The 11,621-nt window shown below is 35.8% G+C and carries 10 protein-coding genes; 7 read left to right on the top strand and 3 right to left on the bottom strand.

What is annotated here, in order from left to right; genetic code table 11:
* Positions 1-78 precede the first annotated feature (78 nt).
* The 3 genes from MKY07_RS09510 to MKY07_RS09500 all read left to right on the top strand — a co-directional run bounded on the left by MKY07_RS09510 (position 79) and on the right by MKY07_RS09500 (position 2,098).
* Positions 79-825: an amino acid ABC transporter permease gene (locus tag MKY07_RS09510; RefSeq protein WP_065215940.1), complete on the top strand. Its 747-nt coding sequence runs from the start codon at positions 79-81 to the stop codon at positions 823-825.
* A 1-nt stretch (position 826) separates the two neighbouring features.
* Positions 827-1,561 (top strand): amino acid ABC transporter ATP-binding protein, encoded by a 735-nt coding sequence (locus MKY07_RS09505; RefSeq protein WP_339264590.1) that lies wholly within the window; start codon positions 827-829, stop codon positions 1,559-1,561.
* Between the two features lie 339 nt (positions 1,562-1,900).
* Positions 1,901-2,098 carry a DUF6501 family protein gene (locus MKY07_RS09500; protein WP_008407253.1) on the top strand — a complete coding sequence of 66 codons (198 nt, stop codon included), beginning with the start codon at positions 1,901-1,903 and terminating at the stop codon, positions 2,096-2,098.
* 49 nt (positions 2,099-2,147) lie between these two features.
* Here the strand turns inward: MKY07_RS09500 and MKY07_RS09495 are convergent, their stop codons facing one another.
* Complete coding sequence (locus tag MKY07_RS09495; RefSeq protein ID WP_339264589.1) at positions 2,148-3,260, bottom strand: toxic anion resistance protein; 1,113 nt, start codon at positions 3,258-3,260, stop codon at positions 2,148-2,150.
* A 3-nt stretch (positions 3,261-3,263) separates the two neighbouring features.
* On the bottom strand, positions 3,264-3,911 hold the full coding sequence (locus tag MKY07_RS09490) for a 5-bromo-4-chloroindolyl phosphate hydrolysis family protein (protein WP_008407250.1): 648 nt from the start codon (positions 3,909-3,911) through the stop codon (positions 3,264-3,266).
* Between the two features lie 296 nt (positions 3,912-4,207).
* Between MKY07_RS09490 and MKY07_RS09485 the strand changes: the two genes are divergently transcribed.
* From MKY07_RS09485 to MKY07_RS09475, 3 genes are all read left to right on the top strand, one after another.
* Positions 4,208-4,498, top strand: a complete 291-nt coding sequence (locus MKY07_RS09485) for a DUF1033 family protein (protein WP_008407249.1) — start codon at positions 4,208-4,210, stop codon at positions 4,496-4,498.
* A gap of 213 nt (positions 4,499-4,711) precedes the next feature.
* Positions 4,712-4,912, top strand: coding sequence for a cold-shock protein (locus tag MKY07_RS09480; RefSeq protein ID WP_008407248.1), 201 nt, complete (start codon positions 4,712-4,714; stop codon positions 4,910-4,912).
* Between the two features lie 190 nt (positions 4,913-5,102).
* Complete coding sequence (locus MKY07_RS09475) at positions 5,103-6,785, top strand: hypothetical protein (RefSeq protein ID WP_339264588.1); 1,683 nt, start codon at positions 5,103-5,105, stop codon at positions 6,783-6,785.
* A 47-nt stretch (positions 6,786-6,832) separates the two neighbouring features.
* On the opposite strand, the gene MKY07_RS09470 is transcribed toward MKY07_RS09475, so the two are convergent.
* A complete protein-coding gene (locus MKY07_RS09470) occupies positions 6,833-8,437 on the bottom strand; it encodes an ABC-F family ATP-binding cassette domain-containing protein (RefSeq protein ID WP_339264586.1) in 1,605 nt (534 codons plus the stop codon).
* 1,337 nt (positions 8,438-9,774) lie between these two features.
* Here MKY07_RS09470 and recQ point away from each other — a divergent pair.
* A complete protein-coding gene (gene recQ / locus MKY07_RS09465; RefSeq protein ID WP_014823832.1) occupies positions 9,775-11,538 on the top strand; it encodes a DNA helicase RecQ in 1,764 nt (587 codons plus the stop codon).
* Positions 11,539-11,621 lie beyond the last annotated feature (83 nt).

The following is an 11,621-nucleotide window of genomic DNA, read 5'->3' as shown; positions in this document are numbered from 1 at the left end:
GAAGACAACCTTTTTCTATTAAAATTATGGTTTCATACATAAATAGTAGAAACAAAGAAAGAAATGGAGGACAAGGCGATGGCATTTTTAGAATCATCATGGAACTTGTTTACGAACAACTGGGATTTATTTGTACGTGGTGCTTGGACTGCACTTCTATTGGCAATTATCGGGACAATTTGCGGAACTCTGATTGGATTTTTTATCGGGATTATGCATACGATTCCACAACGTAAAAAGAATGTAAAATCAATAGTTTTAAAAGTACTTAATTTCATATTAACATCATATGTGGAAATTTTCAGGGGAACGCCAATGATGGTTCAAGCGATGGTGGTGTTTTATGGCCTCGTATACTTAGGCATTGATATTGACCGCTTTTTAGCAGCTTCTGTTGTTATTAGTTTAAATACGGGAGCATATATGGCTGAATATGTACGTGGCGGTATTGTTTCGATTGATAAAGGGCAATTTGAGGCAGCACAGGCGATTGGCATGAATCACCTGCAAACGATGATTCATATTGTCCTGCCGCAAGTCGCACGAAATATTTTACCTGCAACAGGGAATCAGTTCGTAATGAACATTAAAGATTCTTCAGTATTAAGTGTTATTTCGGTTGTGGAACTATTCTTTACGGCAAACTCGATTGCAGGCAGTAACTATAAATATATCGAAGCGTTCTTTATCGCAACGATTTTGTACTTTATTATGACATTTACTGTAACTCGTTTCTTACTATTATTCGAGAAGAAGATGGACGGACCTTCTTCATATAAAGTTGAGCTTATTACCGGCAACAAGCTAGAAAAGGATGGTGAATAAAATGACAGTTGTAATAGATATTAACCATTTAAATAAAAAATTCGGCGATCATGAAGTATTGAAAGATGTGAATTTCCAGGTAAACAAAGGGGAAGTCGTAACTTTGATTGGTTCTTCTGGTTCTGGGAAATCAACACTGTTACGCTGCATTAATCTACTCGAAACACCAACAGCAGGAGAAATTATCTATAACGGAGAAAATATTTTAAATGACGGTCATCAAATTGAAAAGTACCGTACACATTTAGGGATGGTATTTCAGCAGTTCAATTTATTCAATAATTTGGATGTACTAAATAACTGTATTGTTGGCCAAATGAAAGTGTTGAAGCGTTCAAAAGAGGAAGCAGAAAAAAATGCGATGAAATATTTGGAGCTTGTCGGTATGAGTGCCTATAAAAATGCGAAACCGAAACATTTATCCGGTGGACAGAAACAACGTGTCGCAATCGCCCGTGCATTAGCGATGGATCCCGATGTAATGCTGTTTGATGAACCGACATCAGCGCTTGACCCTGAAATGGTAGGGGAAGTATTAAAGGTAATGCGCCACCTGGCAGACCAAGGAAACACTATGCTGATCGTTACACATGAAATGGAGTTTGCCAAGGAAGTATCGGACCGCATTGTCTTCATGGATAAAGGGGTTATCGTAGAGGAAGGCCCTCCGGAACAGTTGCTTGTAAATCCGAAACATGACCGGACAAAAGAGTTTTTGAAACGAACATTACGGTAGTAGTAAAAAGCTCGCAGTCAAATGCGAGCTTATTTTCGTGAGTTCCATTCGCTTATTAAAATAAATACAATTGCAAAAGCAATTACAATTGCGAAAAACCACATTGGAATACTACCAAAAGCCATAAATTCCACCTCTGTTTGAAAGTTTAACATGGAATAGTAGTTCTATCAAATACCGGAAACAGCGATAAATTAAATCAATTTTTAATGTGTTCGGTGCCTATGTATTTATATAACAAACAAGAAAAGTTGATTTTTACTACAACGCGCTTTCCACTGGCAGGAAAATCATATAAAATAGGAGAGTATCGATATTAGTTAAAAGTGAGGGAACAACATGCTACATTTAAAATGGAAAGATGCACCGACAATTCGCACAGTAAAGTGTGTACATACAGACGCATCAAAATATTTAGTATCAAACGTATTAACAGTAGGTAAAGAATATGAAGTGAAAAACGAAACAGAAGAATTCATTTTTGTAATCGACAACACGGGTGAAGTTGGCGGATTTTACAAAGACTACTTCGCTTAAAAATAAAAAGGGAGTGAGAAAAGTCATAATGGCTTTTCACACTCCCTTTTTATTTCTGTTCTAATATTGTATGCTCGATTTCATGGCGCTTTTCGTCTGTCTCTACATGAACACGTAATGTATCTTCAATATCGTGCAATAATTGCATCTGGGTCTGTTTAAACCGGTCAATATCACTATGGGATAATGCAGGGCGATTCGAGGCTTTTTTGGACACTTCCAGCATTTTACCGTTTTTACGCATCAATTGTTCTGAAGCATCCATTAGCCGTTCCTGAGCCCGTATTGCACGACGCTGATTGTTCATATTTAATAACATCGCAATTTGGGACTGCCATAAAGGGATAGTCGTCATAATCGAACTTTGAATTTTTTCGATTAACATTTGATTCGTCTGCTGAATCATTCGAATTTGCGGTGCATATTGAATTGCCACTTCCCGCGATAGTTCCAGATCATACATACGGCGGTCAATCCACTCGATTTGCATTTCAATGTCTTTCAATTCATGCTGTTTAAAAGGATTTTGTCCTTCTACAATTTCTTTTTGCATTGAAGGTAGGACAACATCCCGCATATGCTGTTTTTTTATTTCCAATGTTGCGATATAAACATTAATTTCCTGGAAATAGTCTTCATTTATTGCATATAGTTTATTTAAAAACTGGTAATCGTTTAATAACGCATTTTGGTTATATTCCAATTGGATGCTCAAGCGGTCGATGCGTTTACTCAATTTGTTGTAATGGGTCATAATCTCTTGAATAGACTGAGTCGGTCGGCTGAAGAGTTTTGCAAAGAACCCTTTTTCCTGTTCGATTAATGCATCCGGGTCAATCATTTCTAAATGCTGCATTAAATCGGATAATACTTCACCGACTTTCCGGACATCTTTGCGCTGAATATACTGCAGCATCTGTGTTGTAAATTTTTTCAATGCTTCTTGTGCTGGTAAACCAAATGAAAGAACCGTTTCGTAATTTTTCGGCTCTAAATTTTGGGCTAATTGCAGTGCCCGTTGTTTCATATCATTAGATAATGATGCGAAAAGCGGTGAGGCTGCATTGTTTGCAACGTTCACCGCAAATTGTTCTTTACTTACTTGCAAGTCAACATTTTCACTTGCTGTAAAGGCATCAAATGGATTATTTGTCATATTCATTTGTTACTCACCGCCGATTTTTAATCGATCTTTACGCTTTTCATTCGACAATTTAGCAAAGTCGAGTTCAATTTTTAAGTTTTCGATATCCGAAGATAAAGCACTTTTTAAATCCGATTCCATTGTAATTTGGAGATCTTTCAGCGTTCTGCGTGTATCTTCCAATGCTAAATGTACATCCGTACCAGGTACTTGTTCCTTTGTCAGTAACGTGTATTTATCAGACAACTGTACGGCTGAAGGTAGATGTGCATAGAAGAAATCTTCCACTGCATAAAACTTTTGAGGGTTTGTTTGCACAATATTGATAATACGTTTTGCTAGTTTGGACATTTCATTTATTTGCTTAAAAGCACGTACCGAACGCACTCTGACATATTGCTGATTTAATGCCTGAATATGTGAACGGGCCTGTTTTAATTGTGCTTCGATTAAATTGTATTCCGATTTAGAAAGCCCAATTTTTTTACTTTGTGTTGTTTTCTGAATAGCGTATGTTATTTTATTACTGATGAAATATGCTGCTGCTCCAAGAGGTAATGCCAGCATCGTTGTTATGCCGGTAAAATTAACAAACGTTAGTGTGGCAGCTGTCGAAAAAACCAATACATTAATTAGATGGCGTGTTAGAAAATTTATAGGACCAAGCATTGTCATACCTCCTTTACTCGATACTATTGATACGTATGAAACGTAAAAAAGTTTCACTGTTTCTTACAATATCGCAGAAATATTAGCGGAATTATTATTTTAAGCCACATATATTACCTGAACTTATTATGGCGGCTTTTTATTAATCGTAACAAGTTTTGGCTCTATTAAAAAGTAAAAAGATTTAAAAAGCGGAACAAATATTATCATTTCCAATCTTCCCCTAATTATAATGAGCATTATTAGACAATGCGGGCAATTGTGTATAAAATATAGAGAAAGAAAGGATAATGTATATGTATAAAATTATTTATATGAAGGCAGATTATGAGCCTTGGTGGCAATTTGACGGTTGGGAAGAGTATATTGTATCAACGAAACAATTTGATACAGAGCAGCAATTCCAAATGGCATTGAATCATTTGCTTGCTCAGTTTCGTAACAAATATGAGTTTGAAGCACATAAAAATGAACGATTTTATGCATTTTGGTCAGAGGATGAATGTGAATTTTGTGAAGCCTGTGATGATGATGCCCAAATATATCATGGCATTATTGTACTAACGCCAGAAGCGATTACACGATAACTACATTAAATTGAAAATTTGCTTAATTTGCCAAATGGTAATTGACAGTCATTATTATGATATATATACTATATTTAACAATTGAAAGATGACCGAATACAATGGCTTCACATATTACAAACAGTAATCGAGTTAGTTGATCGGTACTCTTGTAATATGTGTTTTTTTATTTGGTTTTTTAATTGTTAACTTTTATTTTTGGAGGTATTTATTATGAAACAAGGTACAGTAAAATGGTTTAACTCAGAAAAAGGTTTTGGCTTCATTGAATTAGAAGGGGAAGACGATGTATTCGTGCACTTCTCTGCAATTCAAGGTGAAGGTTTCAAAACATTGGAAGAAGGACAAAAAGTTGAGTTCGAAGTTGTTGATGGCAACCGTGGACCACAAGCATCGAATGTAATCAAACTATAATAGTACAAATTCCGAAGCTGCGTATAAAAGTACGCAGCTTTTTTGTTTTTACATAATTTTTCCAAATCGTGATATAATTTAGAAAATAATTTGAAAGGTTGAGTTACCAATACGACAAGTACATAATGAAAACACGAGTAAAAACAGAACAATAAAATCGGCTGTTATTATTGTTTTAGTAACGGCAGGTTTGTTCGGACTGTTTTACTGGGAAAAACAAAGTAAACAAACTAACAAAAAAATGAACCAACTGGCAGATAGTGATGAAAATTTTATACCGATCAGCGATACATATTTAAATATTGAACAGTATGAACTTTTTTACCGGAATAATCGAATGCGTTCGAATGAAGATGTAGTGTCTTCTGCATTAAGACATGCGATATCTAAATATGCGCTCATCGATTATATGCAGCAGCAAAATATTACGCTAAGTCATGAAAAGCGTCAATTCCAGCGGGAAACTTTAGATAAGCAGCTTACATATGATTTGCAGGATCCAATATTAAAGAGCTATTTTGAAAAGATGTTCCAAGATCTTCAAATTAGTAAACAGGAATATATAGAGGAATATTTACTCGTTAATAACGAATATGCTTCTTTAAGTGTTGATATGGAACTGAACCAACTTAGCTATCCAACTGAAGATCAGGAGAAGATTTATAAAGAAAAGATGGGTATAACCTTTGATTACCAGGAATATTTAGCAGAAAGTGAATTCATTCATATCGAGCCTTCCAGTAAGGATATCGATTTGCCTTTTACAGTTGAGCGGAATTTATTTAAGTTTGCTAAAAATCAGGATGGGGAAATTATTCTTGCTTCAAAAGAGTTTAATACGATGGGGATTACAGATGAACAGAGCCATATAATTTACGAAGTTGGAGAAAGGAATAATCTACAGGAGTTGGCGCGGTATAATTTCAAACAGTATGAAAATGCGTTACAGCAAGAAGCGGCATCGGGAAATGAAAATGCGCCGGTTGCGGATGAGTTACTGGAATTATTTAGAGTAGTGGAGCGGAGTATAGACATGGATCTTGGTGAAGTGGTAAATTATCAGTTCAGCAAAATCCCTTCATACGACGTTAGCAAATTGCGGAAGCATCAAGACATTACTTTAAAGCTGGTTGAGCATGAATATTATTACCGTGCAGAAAACATTCCTAATAAATCCTATGCTTACCGAATTGCCAATGAAGAAGTAGGTGCGATGTATGGTTTATTTAATTATTTGAAGCAGGATTTCGAAACCGAAATAGATGAAGCAGCACGTTCAAATGCGCGAATAAAGCTTGAAAAGTCGCTAATTGAGCAAATGGAAAATCCTTATTTTAAAAAGTATATGGATGATTTATTGAAGTCATTTGATATTCCATTATCTACGTATTTAGATGATTACTTATTAGTGATGGAGGAATATAAACTCTTGTTGCAGCTAATGAGAGAGCAAAATTTAGGTCTTGATCATAATGGCCGGTACAATAAAGGCTGGATCGAAGCGCGCTACAGAATGGCTGCAGATTTTACATGGGAAGATAAATTTGAGAAAATGTGGTCGATGGATGATGAGGAAATTGTGGAGCCACTTGAGCCACAGCCTGATTTATCATTTTCTTTACCGGAATATGCACCTCAAATAGGTATAAATAAAAAAGGACAATATGCCTTTACTAATAGTTCCACACTTTATTTGTCTGATGAACAGCAAATAGTATTTGATCTGCTTGTCAAAACGTTTGATTTACCGGTTCTTTCCCGTTATTCAATTACACAATATATAGACAAACTGGATCAATTAAAGGCTGATGAAACAAAGAAAAAACAATTGCATGACATACTCGATATTTACAAAAATACGATTATCGAATAAATAAAAAGAAGGAGTGCAGATTAACTGCCTCCTTCTTTTTTTATCTATTAGCTTAAACCTTGTGCATCTTTCCACTCTAGATACTCATCATATGATAATGGTTTATCTAAAATAGAACCATCTTCACGGATTTCGATTACGCGGTTTGCGATTGTTTGAATGAATTGGTGGTCATGTGATGTAAAGATCATCGCACCTTTGAAGCGGATTAAGCCTTCATTCAATGCTTGAATTGATTCAAGGTCCAAGTGGTTTGTTGGTTCATCCAATAATAATACGTTCGAGTTTGAAAGCATCATTTTTGAAAGCATACAGCGAACTTTCTCTCCACCTGAAAGTACAGCAGGAGATTTCTTCACTTCTTCACCAGAGAATAGCATACGGCCTAAGAAACCACGTAAGAATGATTCAGTTTCATCTTCCGGAGAATAAGGGCGTAACCATTCAACTAATGACTTTTCGTTACCGCCAAAGTATTGGTCATGATCCATTTCGAAGTAGCTTTGAGATGTTGTAACACCCCATTTATACGTACCGGCATCTGCTTGTTTACGACCCATTAAAATATCCATAAATGCAGATTTTGCATTTGGTGAACCTAAAAGGATAATTTTATCTTCTTTGTTCATTGAGAAGCGGATGTCTTTGAATAATGTTTCGCCATCTTGTGAAGCTGTTAAGCCATCAACTGTTAATACGTCATTCCCGATTTCACGACCAGTTTGGAAGTTGATGAACGGGTACTTACGGCTTGAAGGACGGATGTCATCCAGCTCAATCTTATCAAGCATTTTTTTACGAGATGTTGCTTGAGAAGATTTCGATGCGTTTGCAGAGAATCGTGCAACGAATTCTTTTAATTCTTTAATTTTCTCTTCTTTTTTCTTGTTTTGGTCTGCCATCATTTTTTGCGCTAATTGACTTGACTCATACCAGAAATCGTAGTTACCAACATAAAGCTGAATTTTACCAAAGTCTAAGTCAGCGATATGTGTACATACTTTATTTAAGAAGTGACGGTCATGGGATACAACGATTACTGTGTTTTCAAAGTTAATTAAAAACTCTTCCAGCCATTTAATCGCTTTTAAGTCCAAGTGGTTCGTAGGCTCATCCAGTAGTAATACGTCCGGCTTACCGAATAAAGCTTGCGCTAGTAATACTTTTACTTTGTCAGAACCTTCTAAGTCAGCCATCATCATGTAGTGCAAGTCATCGCCGATACCTAAACCGTTTAAAAGTGTGGCAGCATCAGATTCAGCTTCCCAACCGTTCATGTCAGCGAATTCGCCTTCAAGTTCAGCAGCACGCATACCATCTTCGTCTGTCATTTCCGGTTTCATGTAGATTGCATCTTTTTCAGCTTTTACTTCCCAAAGACGTTTGTTACCCATTACAACTGTATCCAATACGTTGAATTCATCGTATTCGAAATGGTTTTGCTTTAAAACTGAAAGACGTTCATCTTTACCCATTGATACGTGGCCTTCTTGTGCCTCGATATCACCTGATAAAATTTTTAAGAATGTCGATTTACCAGCACCGTTTGCTCCAATTAGACCATAACAGTTGCCTGGTGTGAATTTAATGTTTACATCGTCAAATAATTTACGGTCACCATAACGTAGACCTACACCTGATACTTGAATCATGCAAGTACCTCCTTGAATTGTTTCGTTGTATTTTCGATTGCTTAAAAAAGAGAATTCTCTTTTGCACACAATGTTTCTATTATAGCATGTCTTAGTGCTAAATTAAATAACAGCGTATCGGAAATAAATGAATCTCACTAAACGTGATTATTTACGTGGCACACATTTTTAATGGGTTTTGCTTTCCCGATAATAAAAGAGAAACGAGGCATAATTCCCAATTGGTTTAATGCTTCCATTGGTTGAAGCAAAAAACTAAGGCTGAAGTGAATGAATGGAGTTCAATAGTATTATCGGGCGATTTTAAGATGAGTTAGATCGTCCCGCTCATCATTGGTATTTTGTATGATATGATCGGTACTCATTACACTACGAAATGGATTATCGTCATATTATTCGCTTTTATGTCATTTTCGATCATCGGGATGCAAAAGCGAAAGAAATCAGTATAATGAAAAAGTGTCTGAATCCGTTTAGTCACTTTTTTTATTCAAGGAAATAAATTTAGTTTACATAATACAATTATGGTAAACGATAAGCGTGCGGAAATTATTAACCCCGCTTTGGATGATGTGGTACAAGCGCTGCACAAAATATAAGAACCCGTTAAAGGTTATTAAGTATAGGATGCGCGAAAAGATTGGGTCTATTATTTTAAAAAGGGGGAGGAGGGATAAAAAAAGAGGTGCGGTGCGTCTCACATTTGTACAATAACAGCATTTTTAAAGTAAAGTAATCGGTGCAAATTTTTAAAAGGCGAGCAACGATTGGAAGTAAAGGTACCGAAAGTTCACTTTTTCAATAAGCAGGGAATAGAAACAAAAGTATCTACATTCCATTTATATTTAATAGATCAGCTGCCGGCTATCCAATTAACGGTTAGTAAAAGATGAAGACAAAGGAATTGCTGTTGAAAATGGTTTAGCGCAATTTACATGCAGTTCTATGGGTTGGAAGAAAATCAACTTGTTTTAAACGGCTATACGAACTCGAAAAACAAAAATTACATTATCGCCATATTTGGAAAATGGGAATTGCAATTCGGCAATTCTTTTTTATTATACATATTATCCGACGCTATATATGTAAAATTTTAATAACCAATTAGTCAGTAAGAAATAAAGGAAAGAAGAAAATTATGCAAATAATTTGTTTGCCTAATTAGAAAGGTTTTTATTTTGTATGTATCGAAAACAATTGAAAAAGGGGACTGAAGATTTTATTATAATCATCAACACCATTAAAAGCACTATAAATATATTATGTTAACTAGAAGCCCTTTTACGAATTTTTATTTGCATGTATAATAAAGAAATTGAAGTTATTGAGGAGGGATTATGATTTCACTAGCATTACAACATTTAAAAACAAATTTTGGTTATGACTCTTTTCGTCCTGGTCAAACTCAAATTATTGATAATGTATTAAATAATAACGATACGCTTGTTATTATGCCTACAGGCGGCGGTAAATCCCTTTGCTATCAGATTCCAGCACTATGTATGGAAGGAACGACACTTGTTATTTCACCACTGATTTCTCTTATGAAAGACCAGGTTGATATGCTTGTATCCAGCGGAATTTCAGCGGCTTATATAAATAGTTCGCTCAGTTATGAAGAAGTGCAAAATGTTATGTATGGGGTGCAAAGCGGAAAAATTAAGTTGCTGTACATTGCACCGGAACGACTTGAAAATGAGCGCTTTTGCAATGAACTAGCACAAATAAATGTACCATTATTAGCCATTGATGAAGCCCATTGTATATCACAGTGGGGGCATGATTTTCGTCCAAGTTACCGTTCAATTCAGCAACTGCTACATTTATGGGATAAGAAACCAACCGTTATTGCATTGACTGCAACAGCTACTGAAGAGGTGAGTGCCGACATTCAACAGCTTCTTTCCATTGAAAAGGAAAATACATTCATTACCGGCTTTGCACGTGAAAATTTATCGTTTTCTGTTTTACTTGGAGAAAACAAAGAAGCCTATATAAAAAAATATGTAAAGGCAAATGAAAATGAAGCGGGTATTATTTACGCGGCAACTCGAAAATCGGTGGAATCGGTCTATGAAATGCTGAATAAAGCAGGATTTGCAGCAGGAAAATACCATGGTGGGATGTTCGAGGAAGATCGTACATATGAACAAAATCGCTTTTTAAATGATGAAGTTCAAATAATGGTCGCAACAAATGCTTTTGGAATGGGAATCAACAAAACAAATGTGCGCTATGTGCTTCATTATAATATGCCTCGTAATATGGAAAGCTATTATCAGGAGGCAGGCCGTGCAGGACGTGATGGACTGGACAGTGAATGTATATTACTTTACAGCTCTTCCGACGAACAAACGCAGCGTTTTTTAATCGATCAGGCGCAAGATCGCTCTCGTATTCCTTTTGAACTGCAAAAGCTGCATGCCATGATTGATTACTGTCATACAGAGCGTTGTCTACAAAGTTATATTATCGAATATTTTGGAGACGAGGCAGGGCAAGATTGCGGCAGATGTGCAAATTGTACAGATAACCGTCCGCAACTGGATGTGACAACTGATGCCCAAAAAGTATTATCCTGTATCGTTAGAATGGGGCAAAAATTCGGCAAGCAGCTAACAGCTTCAGTATTAGCAGGGTCGCGCAGCAAAAAAGTGCTTGAATTCAACTTCCAAAAGTTGCCGACATATGGCATTTTACGGGCAATGAATGCGAAAGAAATCGCCAATTTTATCGAATTTTTAATTTCAGAAAAACTGATTGTTGTAAATAATGGACAGTTCCCTACGTTATCCATTTCTGATTCGGGAAAAGAAGTATTACTTGGGCAAAAAAAGGTATTACGTAAGGAAGCACGGATTATCGAATCAACCGTCGAGCCTAATGATCCACTATTTGAAGTACTTCGTAAAATACGGAAAGAAATTGCCGACCATGAGAAAGTGCCTCCATTTGTTGTTTTTTCGGATAAATCATTAAAAGATATGTGTGTACGAAAACCTAAAAACAGCACTCAATTTTTAGAGGTTAGCGGTGTTGGGGAAAGTAAACTGGAAAAGTACGGGAAAACCTTTATTGAGGCGATTATTGCAAATTCATAAAAGTTTGTTAAATAGTAACAGAGCTAATGTTATTTAAAATTAAACTTTTCCTAAAAATTTTTAAAGATATAATCTTTATACTG

Source organism: Solibacillus sp. FSL W7-1472 (assembly GCF_037969775.1).
Classification (GTDB): Bacteria; Bacillota; Bacilli; order Bacillales_A; family Planococcaceae; genus Solibacillus; species Solibacillus silvestris.
Note: the sequence above shows the minus strand (reverse complement) of the source record. Positions and strands in the feature narration are given on the sequence as shown.